At 71.0% G+C, this 16,371-nt stretch carries 16 protein-coding genes; 9 read left to right on the forward strand and 7 right to left on the reverse strand.

Translation table 11 applies throughout. From position 1 onward, the window contains the following. Window positions 1-60 precede the first annotated feature (60 nt). Window positions 61-231, reverse strand: a complete 171-nt coding sequence (locus tag D0D15_RS36290) for a hypothetical protein (RefSeq protein ID WP_167481492.1) — start codon at window positions 229-231, stop codon at window positions 61-63. Window positions 232-371: 140 nt separating this feature from the next. Between D0D15_RS36290 and D0D15_RS11430 the strand changes: the two genes are divergently transcribed. Further along, window positions 372-1,361, forward strand: coding sequence for a carbohydrate kinase family protein (locus D0D15_RS11430; RefSeq protein WP_094004332.1), 990 nt, complete (start codon window positions 372-374; stop codon window positions 1,359-1,361). Window positions 1,362-1,436: 75 nt separating this feature from the next. On the opposite strand, the gene asnB is transcribed toward D0D15_RS11430, so the two are convergent. Continuing rightward, window positions 1,437-3,371: an asparagine synthase (glutamine-hydrolyzing) gene (gene asnB, locus D0D15_RS11435; protein ID WP_094004333.1), complete on the reverse strand. Its 1,935-nt coding sequence runs from the start codon at window positions 3,369-3,371 to the stop codon at window positions 1,437-1,439. 166 nt (window positions 3,372-3,537) lie between these two features. Here asnB and ctaC point away from each other — a divergent pair, with 166 nt between their 5' ends. After that, on the forward strand, window positions 3,538-4,479 hold the full coding sequence (ctaC, locus tag D0D15_RS11440; RefSeq protein WP_162830552.1) for an aa3-type cytochrome oxidase subunit II: 942 nt from the start codon (window positions 3,538-3,540) through the stop codon (window positions 4,477-4,479). Window positions 4,480-4,531: 52 nt separating this feature from the next. Next, the gene (locus D0D15_RS11445; RefSeq protein WP_094004335.1) at window positions 4,532-4,951 is read left to right on the forward strand and encodes a cytochrome c oxidase subunit 4; all 420 of its coding nucleotides are present in this window, start codon (window positions 4,532-4,534) and stop codon (window positions 4,949-4,951) included. A gap of 827 nt (window positions 4,952-5,778) precedes the next feature. On the opposite strand, the gene trpD is transcribed toward D0D15_RS11445, so the two are convergent. The 3 genes from trpD to D0D15_RS11460 are packed head-to-tail and all read right to left on the reverse strand — an operon-like array spanning window position 5,779 to window position 7,738. Then, window positions 5,779-6,804, reverse strand: a complete 1,026-nt coding sequence (gene trpD, locus D0D15_RS11450; RefSeq protein ID WP_094004336.1) for an anthranilate phosphoribosyltransferase — start codon at window positions 6,802-6,804, stop codon at window positions 5,779-5,781. A gap of 50 nt (window positions 6,805-6,854) precedes the next feature. Beyond that, complete coding sequence (locus D0D15_RS11455; protein ID WP_094004337.1) at window positions 6,855-7,265, reverse strand: response regulator; 411 nt, start codon at window positions 7,263-7,265, stop codon at window positions 6,855-6,857. A 41-nt stretch (window positions 7,266-7,306) separates the two neighbouring features. After that, complete coding sequence (locus D0D15_RS11460) at window positions 7,307-7,738, reverse strand: hypothetical protein (RefSeq protein WP_094004338.1); 432 nt, start codon at window positions 7,736-7,738, stop codon at window positions 7,307-7,309. A gap of 96 nt (window positions 7,739-7,834) precedes the next feature. On the opposite strand from D0D15_RS11460, the gene ctaE reads away from it, so the two are divergent. Genes ctaE through qcrB form a run of 4 tightly spaced genes read left to right on the forward strand, consistent with a single transcriptional unit; the run spans window position 7,835 to window position 12,173 of the window. Next, window positions 7,835-8,464, forward strand: a complete 630-nt coding sequence (gene ctaE / locus D0D15_RS11465; RefSeq protein ID WP_094004339.1) for an aa3-type cytochrome oxidase subunit III — start codon at window positions 7,835-7,837, stop codon at window positions 8,462-8,464. 54 nt (window positions 8,465-8,518) lie between these two features. Beyond that, window positions 8,519-9,337 carry a cytochrome bc1 complex diheme cytochrome c subunit gene (qcrC, locus tag D0D15_RS11470; RefSeq protein ID WP_115944416.1) on the forward strand — a complete coding sequence of 273 codons (819 nt, stop codon included), beginning with the start codon at window positions 8,519-8,521 and terminating at the stop codon, window positions 9,335-9,337. Window positions 9,338-9,342: 5 nt separating this feature from the next. Continuing rightward, window positions 9,343-10,506 (forward strand): cytochrome bc1 complex Rieske iron-sulfur subunit, encoded by a 1,164-nt coding sequence (gene qcrA / locus D0D15_RS11475; protein WP_094004341.1) that lies wholly within the window; start codon window positions 9,343-9,345, stop codon window positions 10,504-10,506. Continuing rightward, window positions 10,503-12,173: a cytochrome bc1 complex cytochrome b subunit gene (qcrB, locus tag D0D15_RS11480; RefSeq protein WP_094004342.1), complete on the forward strand. Its 1,671-nt coding sequence runs from the start codon at window positions 10,503-10,505 to the stop codon at window positions 12,171-12,173. The genes qcrA and qcrB overlap by 4 nt, the downstream gene beginning before the upstream one ends. Before the next feature lie 59 nt (window positions 12,174-12,232). On the opposite strand, the gene D0D15_RS11485 is transcribed toward qcrB, so the two are convergent. Together D0D15_RS11485 and D0D15_RS11490 are read right to left on the reverse strand one after the other, a co-directional pair. Further along, window positions 12,233-12,520 carry an Lrp/AsnC family transcriptional regulator gene (locus D0D15_RS11485; RefSeq protein ID WP_094004343.1) on the reverse strand — a complete coding sequence of 96 codons (288 nt, stop codon included), beginning with the start codon at window positions 12,518-12,520 and terminating at the stop codon, window positions 12,233-12,235. A gap of 54 nt (window positions 12,521-12,574) precedes the next feature. Further along, the gene (locus tag D0D15_RS11490; protein ID WP_115944418.1) at window positions 12,575-14,284 is read right to left on the reverse strand and encodes a DEDD exonuclease domain-containing protein; all 1,710 of its coding nucleotides are present in this window, start codon (window positions 14,282-14,284) and stop codon (window positions 12,575-12,577) included. A gap of 84 nt (window positions 14,285-14,368) precedes the next feature. Here D0D15_RS11490 and D0D15_RS11495 point away from each other — a divergent pair, with 84 nt between their 5' ends. Further along, on the forward strand, window positions 14,369-15,739 hold the full coding sequence (locus D0D15_RS11495; RefSeq protein WP_167481493.1) for an NYN domain-containing protein: 1,371 nt from the start codon (window positions 14,369-14,371) through the stop codon (window positions 15,737-15,739). Between the two features lie 135 nt (window positions 15,740-15,874). Next, on the forward strand, window positions 15,875-16,105 hold the full coding sequence (locus D0D15_RS11500) for a hypothetical protein (RefSeq protein ID WP_094004345.1): 231 nt from the start codon (window positions 15,875-15,877) through the stop codon (window positions 16,103-16,105). Window positions 16,106-16,371 lie beyond the last annotated feature (266 nt).

The raw sequence follows: 16,371 nt of genomic DNA on the forward strand, positions 1-16,371 counted from the left end.
CCATCACACGAAAGGGCGCCGGTCGAAGCTTCGACCGGCGCCCTTTTCGCGTCCGCGTAACTAATAGTCCTCCAGCCCGACTACCTGTGCGTGGCAGGCGTCGTCGACGGCCCAGTCCCGCGGCGCGGGCGGGCGGGGCGCCGAGGCGTGCGCGGCGCGCAGTTCGGCGGGGATGTCGGCGCAGTCGTCGATCAGCTCGGCGATGGTCTCCGGTTCCGTCACGGTGCTCACGCAGGCGACGCTAGGACGACCAGCGCGAGCCGGACAGGTCTACCAGCTAGTAGTGTCGGTCAGCGGGTCAGATTTAGCTCCGACGGGGTATTTCCCGTCGGTAACTTCAGTTCGAGCCAGCCAGAGGGAGCAGAGCACCGGTGGCCATCAACGCCCGCATCGCCGTTTCCGGCAGCATCGCAACCGACCATCTCATGCACTTCCCCGGCCGGTTCGCCGAGCAGCTGGTCGCCGACCAGCTGCACCGCGTCTCGCTGAGCTTCCTCGCCGACGACCTGGTCGTCCGGCGCGGCGGCATCGGCGCCAACATCGCCTTCGGCCTGGGCGTGCTCGGCGCGAGCCCGGTGCTGGTCGGCGCGGCGGGCGCGGACTTCGCCGACTACCGGTCCTGGCTGGAGCGCCACGGGGTGGACACGGCCGGCGTGCTGATCTCGGAGCTGGCCCACACCGCCCGGTTCGTGTGCACCACCGACGACGACCTCAACCAGATCGCCACCTTCTACGCCGGCGCCATGGCCGAGGCCCGCAACATCGAGCTGGGCCCGATCGCCGACCGCGTGGGCGGGATCGGGCTGATGCTGATCGGCCCGGACGACCCGGACGGCATGCTCCGGCACGCCGACGAGTGCCGCCAGCGCGGGTTCGACTTCGCGGTGGACCCCTCCCAGCAGCTGGCGCGCATGACCGGCGAGCAGGCGCGGCGGTTCGTCGCCGGGGCGAAGTACCTGTTCACCAACGACTACGAGTGGGAGCTGCTGCTCCAGAAGACGGCCTGGTCCGAGGCCGACGTGCTCGACCACGTGGGCATCCGCATCACCACCCTCGGCGAGAAGGGCGTGGAGATCGTCGGCAAGGGCGGGGTGGCGCTGGAGGTCGGCGCGGTGCCCGAGCTGACCAAGGCCGACCCGACGGGCGTCGGCGACGGCTTCCGGGCCGGATTCCTGGCCGGCCTGAACGCGGACCTGAGCCTGGAGCGTTCCGCCCAGCTCGGCTCCATGATCGCCGTGCTGGTGCTGGAGACCGTCGGCACGCAGGAGTGGACCCTCGACCGCGAGTCGGCGCTGTCCCGGATCGGCGCGGCGTTCGGCCCGGACGCGGCGGCGGAGATCGCTCCCGCGCTGCCCGCCTGACCCCCCGCACGCGGCTCGCGAAAAAACGGGCCGCGGCCGGTCGTCCGGCCACGGCCCGTCACGGGGGTCAGCGCGTCAGATCCGCACCGGGTAGACCGGCTCCGGGATCTCCGGCTTGATGCGGTGCTCGATGAAGATGCCGTGCCAGATCATGAACACCAGCAGCGCCCAGATGCGCCGGCTGTGGTCCAGCGTGCCGGCCCGGTGCTCGTCGAGCAGGCGCTGCACGGCCTGCTTGTCCAGCAGCTCGTCGGTCCTGGAATCGGCGATGATGCCGCGCGCCCAGTCGTACATCTCGTCGCGCAGCCACAGCCGGATCGGCACCGGGAAGCCCAGCTTGCGGCGGTTCAGCACGTGCGCCGGGACGATGCCCTCCAGCGCGCGGCGCAGGGCGTACTTCGTGGTCTCCTTGGTGATCTTCTGGTCCAGCGGGATGCCGGCCGCGACCTTGAACACCTCGGCGTCCAGGAACGGCACCCGCAGCTCCAGCGAGTTCGCCATGGTCATCTTGTCGGCCTTGACCAGGATGTCGCCGCGCAGCCAGGTGAACAGGTCCACGTGCTGCATCCGGGCGACCGGGTCCCAGTTCGCCGACGTGCGGTAGTGCTCCGCGGTGACGTCCCGGTGCCCGACGCCCTCCTGGAACGTCTTCAGCACGCCGCGCAGCTGGTCGTCGCGGAAGATGCGGGCGTTGCCGTAGTAGCGCTCCTCCAGCGGCAGCGCGCCCCGGCGCAGCAGGTCCTTGCCGCGGGTGCCCTCCGGGATCCGCTCCGACACCTTGCCGATCACCTTGCGCAGGCCGCCGGGCACCTTCTCGAACGGCGCCAGCGACAGCGGCTCGTTGTAGATCGTGTAGCCGCCGAACAGCTCGTCCGAGCCCTCGCCGGACAGCACCGCCTTGACGTGCTTGCGCGCCTCCCGCGCGATGAACCACAGCGGCACCAGCGCCGGGTCGGCCACCGGGTCGTCGAGGTACCAGACGATGAGCGGCAGGGCCTCCATCATCTCGTCCGCCGACACCGTCCGGATGACGTGCTTCACGCCGATCGCCGCCGCCGACTCGGCCGCCACGTCGACCTCGGAGTAGCCCTCGCGCTCGAACCCGGTGGTGAACGCGATCAGGTTCGGGTTGTGCTCCTTGGCCAGCGCCGCGATCGCGGTCGAGTCGATGCCGCCGGACAGGAACGTGCCGACGGTGATGTCCGGGTCGGCGATCATGTGCTTGCCGACCGAGTCGCGCATCACGTCGCGGATGCGCTCGTGCAGGATCTTCGCCTCGGCGGCGCCGCGCACCGGCTTGGCGGTGAACTCGGGGAAGAAGTAGCGCTCGATCCTGGGCTCGCCGCCGGGGGACACGGTGAACGACGTGCCCGACTCGATGCGGCGGATGCGCGTGTGCAGGGTCTCCGGCTCCGGCACGTACTGCAGGGTCAGGTAGTGCTGCAGGGCGGTCCGGTCCAGCTGCTTGGTGATCCCCAGCACGCCGGAGAGCTCCAGCAGCGACTTCTTCTCGCTGGAGAACGCCGTGCCGCCCGGCCCGTGCGTGTAGAACAGCGGCTTGATGCCGAACGGGTCGCGTGCGCCGAAGATCACCTTTTCCTCGGCGTCCCAGATCAGGAACGCGAACATGCCCCGCAGCTTCGCCACCGCCGAGCGGCCCCAGTAGTGGTAGGCGGCGACGATCGCCTCGCCGTCGCCCTCTGTGGCGAACTTCGCACCGTGCTCGGCGGCCAGCTGTTCCCGCAGCTCACGGTAGTTGTAGATCTCGCCGTTGAAGTTCAGCGTGTACCGGTTCGGCGACTCCGGCGGGCCCCAGGTCAGGGGCTGGTGGGCGTGCTCGACGTCGATGAACGCGAGCCGGTTGAAGCCGTAGACGACCTCGGCGTCGGTCCAGGTGTCGCGCTCGTCGGGACCGCGATGACGCTGGCAGCGCATGGCTTCGCCGACCGCGTCACGCGCGTTGACCGCGTCGTTCTCAGTGGCACACACCAGTCCAAGCAGGCCGCACACGGATATTCACACCTCGAGGTCGTGGCCGGATGTCGAGCGCCCAGTATGCCCGCAGCCCCCGCCACGAACGGTCACCCCTTGGGCTGCGGATCGCGGTAGCTCGGCTAGGCTCCCGCTGGTAAGCCAGAAATCGTCAAGGAGGCCTGGGTTGAAAGGGCGCTGCGCAGTGGGCAGGGATGAGCGCACTCCGGCATCACGTTCGGCGAAAGTGGGTAAGGTCGCCGCGCTGGCCGGGCTCGTCGCGCTCCTGGCGACCGGGTGCTCCGGTGACGAGGTGCTGCGGTTCGGGTGGCCCGTCGGCGTGACCAAGGAGTCCGAGGACATGCGTGTCCTGTGGACCTGGTCCGTCATCGCCGCGCTCGTCGTCGGCGTCATCGTGTGGGGCCTGATCTTCTGGTCGGTCGCCTTCCACCGGAAGAAGAAGACCCACGGGCCGGGCGACCTGCCGCGGCAGTTCCAGTACAACGTGCCGCTCGAGCTGTTCTGCGTCGTGCTGCCGCTCGTGATGGTCTGCGTGCTGTTCTTCTTCACCGCGACCACCGAGAGCAAGGTGCTGGCCGAGGAGCCCGACCCGGACGTCACGGTCGACGTGATCGCGTTCCAGTGGAACTGGGAGTTCGACTACCCGAGCGCGCCGAAGGACGCCAACGGCCAGGTCATCAAGACCGTCGGCAGCTCGAGCGAGATCCCGATCCTGGTCCTGCCCGCCGGCAAGCGGATCCAGTACAACCTGCGGTCGGCCGACGTCATCCACTCCTTCTGGGTGCCGGAGTTCCACTTCAAGCGGGACGTGTTCCCGGACCCGGAGAAGAACAACCAGGACCCGTCGTTCCAGAACACGATCGACCGGACCGGTGCGTTCGTCGGCCGCTGCGCCGAGCTGTGCGGCACCTACCACTCGGGCATGAACTTCGAGGTCCGGGCGCTGCCCGCGGACCAGTTCGACCGGTACATCCAGCTGCGCACGCAGATCAACCCGGCCACCGGGCAGCCGAACACCACCGCCGAGGCGCTGGCCGCGCTGAACTGCGGCGAGCTGTGCGCGCCGCAGGCGACCACGACGAAGCCGTTCAACACCGACCGCACGCTGCGGACGCAGTCCGGCTGAGCCGGTTGGTTCACGTGGGTGTTGGAAGCATGAGCACAGTGAGGACAGCGTCATGAAGGTCGAAGCCCGGATTTTCGACTTGGTCACCGCTTTCGCGTTCTTCATCGCGATCGTGTACGGCGTGTGGACCGGCCTGGCCAGTGGCTACGGCGTCGAGCCGGTCGGCCTGGTAGCCCTGATCCTGACCGGCGGGCTGTCCCTCCTGGCGGGCAGCTACATGCGGTTCGTGGGCCGCCGGATCGAACCGCGCCCCGAGGACCGCGACGACGCCGAAATCAGTGATGGCGCCGGCGAGATGGGCTTCTTCAGCCCGGGCAGCTACTGGCCGGTCGGGCTGGCCGCGTCGGCCGCGTTCGTCGGTCTCGGCCTGGCGTTCTTCCACATCTGGATGCTGGTCGTCGGGGGGATCCTGATCCTGCTCACGGTGGGCGGCCTGGTGTTCGAGTACCACACGGGGCCCAACCACGAGTGATGTCTGTTCTGCGGAGGGCCCGTCCGGCGGATGCACGCCGGGCGGGCCTTTTTCGCGTGCCGGGTGCGGGCTGGGTGTTCGGGTGAGGGGCGCCCTGTTGCGGCTGGTGCGGGCTGGTTGCGTGGCTGTGGTGCCCTTTTGTGACTGGTGCGGGCTGGGTGCCTGGCTGAGGGCGGCCGTGTCTTGTTCCTGGTGAGGCTGGTGTTCGGCTGAGGGCAGCCCTCTTTGTCCGTGGTGCGGGCTGGGCGTTCGGCGGAGGGGCGCCCTTTTGTGACTGGTGCGGGCTGAGTGTCTGGCTGAGGGCGGCCCTGGGCGGTCTTTCTTCGCCGAGTGGCCCTTCCACGCGGCACGAACGGTCCCTTCATGTGGTCACCGTTGGGCCGGTCGTGGGGGCGCGGTTGGTCTTCTCGTGCGGCCGCGACTGGTCCAGCCGTGCGGTTGCCAGTGGCGCCTGCGCGAGTGGGCTTCTCGGGTCGTCGCCGTTGGTCCTTCCGTGCGGCCACCACTGGTCCAGCCGTGCGGTCGCCAGTCGCACGCGCGCGAACGGTCCTCTCGTGCGGCTGCCGCTGGCCCAGTCGCGCGGCTGCCACTGGCCCAGTCGTGCGGTCGCCAGTCGCACGCGCGCGAACGGTCCTCTCGTGCGGCCGCCACGTGCCCAGTCGTGCGGGTGCCAGTGGTGCCTGCGCGGGTGGTCTTCTCGTGCGGCCACCACCGGCCCAGTCGTGCGGGCGCCAGTCGCGCCTGCGCGAACGGTCCTCTCGTGCGGCCGCCGTTGGTCCAGCCGCGCACCCACAACCAGCCCAGCCGCGTAACCCAACCGAGAAAACTCAGCGGAAAGCCGCCCACCGAGCCAGCAGCTCGGCAGCCGCACCCGAATCCACGGCCTCCGCCGCCCGGCGCAGTCCCGCCGTCAGGTCATCCTCCAGCGACTCCGTGAACCCGGCGTGCGCCGCCAGCGCACCAGCGGCATTGAGCAGCACCGCATCCCGTACCGGGCCCGGCTTGCCCGCCACCAGCTCCCGCACGACCTCCGCGTTCACCGCCGGGTCGCCGCCCCGCAGGTCCTCCGCCGTCGCGCGTGGGATGCCCAGCGCGGCCGGGTCCAGCGACGCCGCCCGCACCGTCCCGGCCGACACCACCCACACCGAGCTGGTCGTCGTCGTGGTGAGTTCGTCCAGGCCGTCGTCTCCGCGGACCACCAGCGTCGACGTGCCCCGGCGCGCGAACACCCGCGCCAGCACCTCCGTCTTGTCCGGGAACGCGCACCCGATCAACCCGGCCGTCGGCTGGGCCGGATTCGTCAACGGGCCCAGCAGGTTGAACGCCGTGGGCACCCCCAGCTCCCGGCGCGGCGCCCCCGCGTGCCGGAACCCGGGGTGGAACACCGGCGCGAAGCAGAACCCGATGCCCAGCTCCTCCACACACCGCTGCACCCCCTCGGGCGGCAGGTCGATCGCCACCCCGAGGGCCTCCAGCACGTCCGCGGTCCCGGCCTTCGACGACGCCGCCCGGTTGCCGTGCTTCACCACCGGCACCCCGGCCGCCGCCGTCACGAGCGAGGCCATCGTCGAGATGTTCACCGACCCCGACCGGTCACCACCCGTGCCCACGATGTCCACCGCGTCCCGCGAGATCCGCACCCGCCGGGCGTGCGCGAGCATCGCGTCGGCCAGACCGGTGATCTCGGCCGGCGTCTCGCCCTTCGCGCGCAGCGCGACCAGGAAGCCGCCGACCTGGGCGGGGGTGGCCTCCCCGGACATCACCTGGTCCATCGCCCACGCGGTGTCCTCCGCGGACAGATCCGCGCCGGCGATCAGCTGGTTGAGCAGCGTGGGCCAAGTCTGCGTGCCCATGGTCACCTTTCCTCCAGACCGGCGAACCGGCCTGAGTTCGTCGCGGCGCCTCAGCCCCGGACGACCGGGACCCGGCGGGCCCGCAGCACGTCCGCGACCGTCTCCGCCGCGGTCAGCGGGTCGAGCGGATGGACCAGGACGGCGTCGGCCTGGGACCAGGTCGCCAGCCAGCGGTCGTCCTTGCGCCGGACGGCGACCACGATCGGCGGGCAGTCGTCGATCTCGTTCTTCAACTGCCGGCACAACCCGATGCCGCCGGTCGGCTGGGCCTCGCCGTCCAGGATCGCCAGATCGACCGCGCCCTCGTCCATCTCGGCCAGCACGTCGGCCACTCCGGCGGCCTCGACGTAGTCGACCCGGCCCAGATCGGTGGCGGGCCTGCGGCCGACCGCCGTGATGATCGACTCCCGCACTTCTGGTCGGTGGCTGAACACCAGGATCCGCGTGGACTGTTCGGACAAGTCGACCCTCCGGCTTCGTCGCTGTACTGGTCGTGTCGATGCTAGCCGTCCCGCCCGGTTCCACCCAGGCCCATCGGCTGTAACGCGTCCCAGCCGAGCCAGTCGCCGTCCAGCCGCTGCGCCAGACCGGCCATCCGGGCCCGTTCCTGCGCGCAGTGCAGCGCGTCGAGCTTCTGCACGCGCAGCGCGTGCACCCGGACGGGTCCCGCTCCGCCGGCTTCCGGGCGCAGCTGCCATCCGTCCTGGGCGAGCACCGACGCCGCCTCGGTGACCCGATCCGGTGGCAGAACGAGGTGATGGCGCAGAATCGCCGGTTCGTCCGCCCGCCAGCGGTGTGATCTCCGAAGCACCGACGAGTCGGCTTCGGCGACGTCGAAGGCCTCGGCCACGACGACGACACCCTCGGTGTCCACGGTGAGCTCCGGTCCGCCACGCTTTCGCAGCAGGTCACGCACCCGATCGAAGAATCCCACGCCCTGATCCTCACCCTCCGCGTTCGTCACTGTGACCAACACCCCCGGCGCGGCGTGCCGGACCCGACCAAGCAGGTCGCTTCGCAGGGAGACATAATGCGACCCGTGACAACGGCAGCTCCCACCATCAGCCAGCGGGTGCACTCGCTGAACCGGCCGAACATGGTCAGTGTCGGCACGATCGTGTGGCTCTCCAGCGAGCTCATGTTCTTCGCCGGGCTGTTCGCGATGTTCTTCACGGTCAAGGCGCAGAACGACACGGGGGTCTGGCCGCCGATCAACCCGGCGACCGACGAGCCCATCCACCTCGACATCCCGTACGCGCTGCCCTTCACCATCATCCTGGTGGCGTCGTCGTTCACCTGCCAGCTCGGCGTGTTCGCCGCCGAGCGCGGTGACGTCTACGGGCTGCGCCGCTGGTACGTCATCACCCTGATCATGGGCGCGATCTTCGTCGCCGGTCAGGCCGGTGAGTACGTCACGTTGATCCACGAGGGCGTGACCATCCCGTCCGGGGCCTACGGCACCGTGTTCTTCCTGGCGACCGGGTTCCACGGTCTGCACGTGATCGGTGGTCTCGTCGCCTTCGTCTTCCTGCTCATCCGCACGAAGCTGAGCAAGTTCACCCCCGCGCAGGCGACCTCGGCGATCGTCGTGTCCTACTACTGGCACTTCGTCGACATCGTGTGGATCGGCCTGTTCGCGGTCATCTACATCATCCCGTGACCGCGCCAGCCACCCCATGGACCGGCCTGAACTGACAGCAAGGGTTGCCGAAGAATGACCACCAGCAAGAACACCTCCAGGCGCCGGTTCGGTGCCCGCACCAAGCTGCGCCGCCGCCTCGCCGGTGCGCTCGCGCTCGGTGTGGCGCTGGCCGGCGCGGGCCTGGGCTACGCCCTCCTGGTGCCGCAGCCGCAGACGGCGCAGGCGCAGGACGACCCGGCGCAGCTGCGCCTGGGCCAGCAGGTCTACAACAACAGCTGCATCAGCTGCCACGGCTCGAACCTGCAGGGCGTGGAGGACCGCGGGCCGAGCCTGATCGGCGTCGGCGACGCGGCCGTGTACTTCCAGACCTCGTCCGGCCGCATGCCGGCGGTCCGCCAGGAGGCGCAGGCCGAGCGCAAGCCGGCCAAGCTGACCCCGGAGGAGATCGACGCGCTCGGCGCCTACATCCAGGCCAACGGCGGCGGCCCGGAGCGGCCCGCCCAGACCGGTGAGGCGCTGCGCGGCGACAACCCGGCACGCGGTGGCGAGCTGTTCCGCCTCAACTGCGCGTCGTGCCACAACTTCACCGGCCAGGGCGGCGCCCTGTCGGCCGGCAAGTTCGCGCCGGAGCTCGGCCCGGCCAACGAAGAGCAGATCTACACGGCGATGTTGACCGGTCCGCAGAACATGCCGAAGTTCTCCGACCGGCAGCTCACCCCCGAGGAGAAGCGGGACATCGTCGCCTACGTCAAGTCCGTGTCCGACGGGAACAACAACCCGGGCGGCAACGGCCTGGGCGGCCTGGGGCCGGCCTCGGAGGCGCTCGTCGCGTGGATCGTCGGCATCGGCGCCATCGTCGGCGTGACTTTGTGGATTGGATCGAGGGCATGACTAGCATGGAAGAGCACCCGGGCGCCGGGCGCGAGCCGGGGGTTCCCCAGCCTTCCGAGGCCGAACTGGCCGAGATGGACCGCGACCAGCTGGTGGAGCTGGGGACGAAGCTCGATGGCGTCGAGCTGGTCGACTACCCGGACCCGTGGCCGGTCAAGGGCACCCGCGCCGAGAAGCGCGCGGAGCGGGTCGTCGCGCTGTGGTTCACCATCGCGGCGCTGGCCGGTCTGGGCTTCCTGGTGACCATCTGCTGGCCGGAGTGGTGGGAGTACAAGGCTCCGGACACCGGCGAGTACGAGACGTACGCGCTCTACACGCCCGTGCTGGGCTTCACGCTCGGCCTGTCGATCCTCGCGCTGGGCATCGGCGTGCTGCTCTACACCAAGCGGTTCATCCCGAACGAGCTCGCGGTGCAGGAGCGGCACGACGGCGACGGCAAGGGTTCGGCCGAGATCGACCGCAAGACCATCGTCGCGCAGCTGGCCGACGCGGGTAACCGCAGCACCATCGGCCGCCGCTCCCTGGTCAAGCGCACCGCCGGCCTCGGCGCCGGTGTGATGGGCCTGGGCCTGGTCGCCCTGCCGGTCGCCTCGTTCATCAAGAACCCGTGGGCCGACCCCGATTCCCCGGACAACCTGGCCCACACGCCGTGGAAGCCGGCGCACCCGGGCGAGACCGTCTACCTGCGCCGCTACACCGGCAAGCCGCACGAGGTCGTCCTGCTGCGCCCGGAGGACCTGGACGCGGGCGGCATGGAGACCGTCTACCCGTTCCGGGAGAGCGAGCGCGGCGACCACGAGGCGCTGTCCGCGGTCTTCATGCGCACGGACACCCCGGTCATGCTGATCCGCCTGCGTCCCGAGGACGCCCAGCGGGTCGTCAAGCGCGCGGGCCAGGAGGACTTCAACTTCGGCGACTACTACGCCTACACGAAGATCTGCAGTCACGTCGGATGCCCGACCTCCCTGTACGAGCAGCGGACCAACCGGATCCTGTGCCCGTGCCACCAGTCGCAGTTCGACGCCCTGCAGTACGCCAAGCCCATCTTCGGCCCGGCGACCCGCGCGCTTGCGCAGTTGCCCATCACGGTCAACGATGAGGGATACTTCGTGGCGCGCGGAGACTTCATCGAGCCGGTCGGCCCCGCCTATTGGGAGCGCAAGTCATGAGTTCACTCACCACGCCGACCCGGGGGTCCGGCGCCCTGGAGCGGCACGCCGGCGAGGCCGCGAACAACATGGACCAGCGGTACCGCCTGGCCAAGGGCCTGCGGCACCAGATGAACAAGGTCTTCCCGACCCACTGGTCGTTCCTGCTCGGCGAGATCGCGCTCTACAGCTTCATCGTCGTGATCATCACGGGCGTCTACCTGACCCTGTTCTTCGATCCGTCGATGACCGAGGTCGTCTACAACGGGCCGTTCAAGAACCTGCAGGGCGTCGAGATGTCCCGCGCGTTCCAGACGACCCTGGAGATCTCGTTCGAGGTCCGCGGCGGCCTGTTCGTCCGCCAGCTGCACCACTGGGCCGCGCTGGTGTTCGTCGCGGCCATGATGGTGCACATGTTCCGGATCTTCTTCACCGGAGCGTTCCGCAGGCCGCGTGAGGCCAACTGGGTCATCGGCGCGCTGCTGCTGATCCTCGGCATGTTCGAGGGCTTCTTCGGCTACTCGCTGCCGGACGACCTGCTGTCGGGTACCGGTATCCGCGCCACGATGTCGGGCATCGTGCTCTCGGTGCCGATCATGGGCACCTGGCTGCACTGGGCGTTGTTCGGCGGGGAGTTCCCCGGCGACGAGATCGTGCCGCGCTTGTACACGCTGCACATCTTGTTGATTCCGGGCATCATGCTCGCGCTGGTCGGGGTGCACCTGGCGCTGGTCTGGTACCAGAAACACACCCAGTTCCCCGGCGTGCGGCGCAAGGAGACCAACGTCGTCGGCGTCCGGATCATGCCGGTGTTCGCCGCGAAGGCCGGTGCCTTCTTCGTCATCGTCACCGGCATCCTGTCGATGATGTCGGGTCTCTTCCAGATCAACCCGATCTGGAACCTGGGCCCGTACAACCCGGGGCAGGTGTCCGCGGGCTCGCAGCCGGACTGGTACCTCGCCTGGGCCGACGGCCTGCTGCGCATCTTCCCGGCGTGGGAGCTCTACCTGGGCAACTACACGGTCCCGGCGGTGTTCTTCGCCGGTGCGCTCTGGATGCCGATCCTGTTCGCGCTGCTGATCGCCTACCCGTTCATCGAGCGGAAGCTGTCCGGCGACACCGCGCACCACAACCTCCTGCAGCGCCCGCGTGACGCACCGGTCCGCACCTCGATCGGCATGATGGCGCTGGCGTTCTTCATGGTGATCGAGCTGTCCGGGTTCAACGACATCATCGCGGACAAGTTCAACATCTCGCTGAACGCGACGACGTGGGCCGGCCGCATCGGCATCCTGGTGCTGCCGCCGCTGGCGTACTTCATCACCTACCGGATCTGCCTGGGCCTGCAGCGGTCCGACCGCGAGGTGCTGGAGCACGGCATCGAGACCGGCATCATCAAGCGCCTGCCCCATGGTGAGTTCATCGAGATCCACCAGCCGCTGGGCGGTGTGGACGACCACGGCCACGCCATCCCGCTGGAGTACCAGGGCGCGGCGGTGCCGAAGAAGATGAACAAGCTCGGCGCGGCCGGGCGCGCGGTGCCGGGCACGATGCTGGCGCCGGACCCGGTGGAGGAGACCGCGGCGCTCGACCGGGCCCGCGGCGACGGGCACGGCAACGGCCACGTCCCGGGCGAGCTGCCCGAGAAGGGCGAGGTCCCGGCGGGCTGGAAGACGCCGGACCACTAGTCCACGGTCACGAGAAGGGCCCCCGGAGCGATCCGGGGGCCCTTTCTCGTTTCGTCCGGTCAGTCGGCGTCCTCGATGCCGATCGCGAACGCGGACTCGGTGTCGGCGGTGGAGTAGGACCGGAACGCGATGTGCGTGTCGGTGTCGATCACGCCGGGCACCTTGCCGATCCGGGCCGGGATGAGGTCGGCGAGCTCCTCGTGGGCGTGCACGCGCACGATCGCGATCAGGTCGACGTCGCCGGCGCACGAGTACACCTCCGCCACGCCGTCGATGTCGGCGATCGCCTGCGCGGTCTCCGGGATGCTGTCCGCCACGGCATGGATCAGCACGATCGCGGTGATCACTCGCGTCCTCCTCGCATGAATTGGGTAGCGCGGCGATCGTAGCTCCCCGCGTCCCTACCCGGCCTGCTCGAGCGACACGGCGGTGGCGACCTGCTCCAGCCAGCCGCGCCACGGGCCGGCGCCGTGCGCGGGCTCCGACCACGGCACGGCGGTGCGCACCAGCCGCACACCGGGCCGGGTGAGCCAGCGCAGCAGGATCGAGGTCTCCTCGGGCGGCGCCCCGTAGAGGGGCCCGGGGCCCGGCTCGACCGTCTCCGCCGATGCCACGAGCTGCTCGACCACGGGCATGGGCGGCACGCCTCGGCGGGCCACTCCGGCGGAGGCCAGCCTGCCGTGCCGGATCACCGCGAACTCCCACCCGCGGTTGCCGTCCGGAGCCGCGGCGACCAGTTCCGGGATCGCTGCCAGCGCGGACAGCCGGTGCGCCCGGTCCACCGCGCGCACCAGCACGGCCAGCTCGTCCCGCCGCCGCGCGGCCTGCTCGAAGTGTTCGGCCCCGGCCAGGTCGTCGAGCTGGCGGCGCGCGGACTCCAGTGGCCGGGCGCCGCGCCCGGCGACCAGGGCGGCGATCGCGTGCACGCCGGGGGAGTACTCCTCGACGCTCTGCCGTCCGGCGCACGGCGCCCCGCACCGGCCGAGCTCGGCGAGCGCGCACGGCCGGCCCGACGGGGAATGCGCGGGGATCCGCTGGGTGCAGGTGCGCAGGCCGGCCGCGCTCGCCAGGGCGTCCGCCGCGATCTTGGCCGTGACCTGCGACGAGAACGGCCCGAGTGCGCCGTCCTTGGGCAGCCGCACCACCGACAGGCGCGGGAACGCCTCGTCGGTCAGCACGATCCACCACGACTTGCGCGGGTTCTTCGACCGCCGGTTGTAGGCGGGCCGGTGCGCGGCGATCAGCCGCAGCTCCCGGACCTGGGCCTCCAGGGCGTGGCTGCACTCGATGCCGTCGACCCGCCCGGCGAGGGCGACCATCTCGCGGATCCGGCCGCGGCTGTCCGAACCGGTGAAGTACTGGCGCACGCGGCGCCGCAGGTTGCTCGCCGTGCCGACGTAGAGGACCTCGTCGCCCGGGCCGCGGAAGAGGTAGACGCCCGGGCGTTCCGGCAGGTGGGCAGCCAGGCCGCGCTTGCGCCGCTGGGCCGGCGTCACCTCGGGCAGGTAGTCGAGCAGCTCCTCCAGGGACTGCACGCCGACGTTGCCGACGCGCTCCAGCAGCGCGTGCAGCACGTGGACGGTGGCGCGGGCGTCCTCCAGCGCGCGGTGGTTCGGCGTCACCGGCGAGCCGAACAGGGCCGCCAGCGCGGACAGCCGGAAGCTGGGACTGTCCTGCCGGGTCAGCACGCGGCGCGCCAGCCGGACCGTGCACACCACGGCCGGCCTGGGCCACGCGTAGCCGTGGTGCAGGCAGGCCGCGCGCATGAACGACGTGTCGAACGGCGCGTTGTGCGCGACCAGCACGGCGCCGCTGGCGAACTCCAGGAACGCGGGCAGCACGCGGTCGATCTTCGGCGCGTCGTGCAGCATCGCCGAGGTGATGCCGGTCAGCGCGACGATCTGCGGCGGGATCGGCATCCCCGGGTCGACGAGGGTGGCGAACTCACCCAGCACCTCGCCGCCGCGGACCTTGACCGCGCCGATCTCGGTGATGCCGTGCGGGCCCGGCTTGGTCCCGGTGGTCTCCAGGTCGAACACCACGAAGGTGGTGTCCCGCAACGGCGTGCCGAGTTCGTCGAAGGTCAGTTGCGCGCGGTCCGCCAGGTGCATGATCGGCACCCTAGGGAGGGGGACCGACAATCCCGGATCACGGCACGACCGGTGATCGTTACCGAAGCGGACTACCCTGGATGGATGTTTCCCTCAGTGCACGCCGAAGAGCCCGAAGACCCCGGTCTCCGGGCCGCCGCGGCGAGCCCGCGCCCGGAGCCGGACGCCAGGTCCGTGAGCTGGCGCGATCTGCCCGAGCCGGTGCGCGGCCGGCTCGCCGAGCTGGCCGCCGAGGCACTGGGGAAGATCCCGCGCATCGACATCCCGCAGCAGCTGCGCCCGGTCGCGAAGTTCGCGCCGGCGAAGCGGGCCAAGCTGGGTGGTGCGGCGCTCCTCACAACGCTGGAGGACTCGACGGCGTTCCGCACCGCCGTCCTGGAGTGGGTGCGTGAGTACCGGCCGGACGCGCTCGACCCGAACGACCCCGATCCGGTGGCCGCCGCGGTGGCGGCCGTCCTGCTGGGCGAGGCCAGCGCGGCCACCCGGGTGCGGCTGGTGGTCAAGAACGCGGCGGAGACGGCGCTGCGCGCCGAGCGCGACGCCGCGGTGGCGCGCAGCCAGCGGCTGGAGGCGGAGCTGGCGCGGGTGCGGGAGGAGCTGACGCAGGCGCTGGAGGCCGTCGAGCGGGCCCGCCAGGAGCGCGAGGAGGAGCTGACCAAGCTCCGCAACCGCCTGCGGGAGCAGGGCACGCAGCTGCGGCAGGCCAAGGACGCCGCTGAGGAGGCGCGTGAGCTGCTGGCGCAGGCCGACGTGCGGCGGGAGCAGGAGGTGGCCGCGGTGACCGCTCAGCTGGAGCGTGAGCGCCAGCGGGCGGCCGCCGAGCGGGCCCGGGCCGAGCGGGCGGCGGCGGACGCGGAGATCGCCCGCCAGTCCGCGAAGGAGGCCCGGGAAGCCGACGAGGTGCGGTTGTCGCTGCTCGTGGACACGCTGCAGGGCGCGGTGTCCGGGTTGCGGCGGGAGCTGTCGCTGGACACCAGCTCGCGGCGGCCCGCGGACACGGTGCCGGGGGCGTCGTCGGGGACCGGGGCCGGGCGTCAGGTGCGGGATCCGGCGGTGCTGGACCGGCTGCTCGCGCTGCCCAGCGTCCACCTGATCGTCGACGGCTACAACGTGACCAAGACCGGTTATCCGGAGCTGGCGCTGGCCGACCAGCGCAACCGGCTGGTCCAGCAGCTCGGGGCGCTGGCGGCGCGGACCGGCGCGGAGATCACGGTGGTGTTCGACGGCGCCGAGGTGATGTCGGTGCCGACCGTGAGCGCCCGCGGGGTGCGCGTGCTGTTCTCCGACCCGGGCGTGATCGCGGACGACGTGATCCGGTCGCTCGTGGCGGCTGAGCCCCAGGGGCGGCCGCTGGTGGTGGCCTCGACGGACCGCGCGGTGGCCGACTCGGTGCGGCGATCGGGGGCGCACCCGGTGGCTTCGGCGGTGCTGCTGGCTCGTCTGGGACGGGTCTGAGGAATTTTTTCAGCGGAGTTTCCGCTGGTCAGCGGTTTGCTGGCGCACCGTTGGTCCATTCGTTCGATACGCGCGCCCGAAATTGTCGGTGGTCACTCGTACCGTGCACCTCAGAAGGAACCGAGGAGGCACACCATGAACGACAACACCGTGATCATCGAGTGCAACCGGTGCACGCTGCGGGGCCGCGCCTGCGGTGACTGCGTGCTGAGCGCCGTGGTCGACGCACCCCCGGTGGTCGAACTCGACAGCGAGGAGCTGGCCGCGGTCGAGCTGCTGGCGGACGCCGGCCTGGTACCCCCGCCCCGGACGATCTCCCGCGGGCGCCGCCCGCACGTACGGCTACCGGAGCGCCGCGCCGGCTGACGGTCACCCACGCGCGGGGGTGCGGCGAAGCCACTCGCGGCGCAGGTTTGCCGACGGGCCGCGCGATTCCGAGGGGCCGCAGGCGAGCGGACGCCCGGCGCCGGAGGGGGTGCCGGGCCGAGCCGGGGGTCGACGTGCCGGGCCGAGCCGGGGGCCGACGTGCCGGGCCGAGCCGGAGGGCGGTGCCGGGCCGAGCCGGGGGCCGACGTGCCGGGCCGAGCCGGGGGCCGGCGTGCCGGGCCGGGCCGGGTGCAGACGTGACGGGC

The organism is Amycolatopsis thermalba, from assembly GCF_003385215.1.
Taxonomy (GTDB): domain Bacteria; phylum Actinomycetota; class Actinomycetes; order Mycobacteriales; family Pseudonocardiaceae; genus Amycolatopsis_E; species Amycolatopsis_E thermalba.

Coding starts and splice junctions, on each gene's coding strand:
- D0D15_RS11445 (WP_094004335.1), top strand. CDS start 4,532: ATGAAGGTCGAAGCCCGGATTTTCGACTTGGTCACCGCTTTCGCGTTC.
- D0D15_RS11490 (WP_115944418.1), bottom strand. CDS start 14,284: ATGCACCTGGCGGACCGCGCGCAACTGACCTTCGACGAACTCGGCACG.
- ctaE (WP_094004339.1), top strand. CDS start 7,835: ATGCGACCCGTGACAACGGCAGCTCCCACCATCAGCCAGCGGGTGCAC.
- qcrB (WP_094004342.1), top strand. CDS start 10,503: ATGAGTTCACTCACCACGCCGACCCGGGGGTCCGGCGCCCTGGAGCGG.
- qcrC (WP_115944416.1), top strand. CDS start 8,519: ATGACCACCAGCAAGAACACCTCCAGGCGCCGGTTCGGTGCCCGCACC.
- trpD (WP_094004336.1), bottom strand. CDS start 6,804: ATGGGCACGCAGACTTGGCCCACGCTGCTCAACCAGCTGATCGCCGGC.
- D0D15_RS11500 (WP_094004345.1), top strand. CDS start 15,875: ATGAACGACAACACCGTGATCATCGAGTGCAACCGGTGCACGCTGCGG.
- qcrA (WP_094004341.1), top strand. CDS start 9,343: ATGGAAGAGCACCCGGGCGCCGGGCGCGAGCCGGGGGTTCCCCAGCCT.
- D0D15_RS11495 (WP_167481493.1), top strand. CDS start 14,369: ATGTTTCCCTCAGTGCACGCCGAAGAGCCCGAAGACCCCGGTCTCCGG.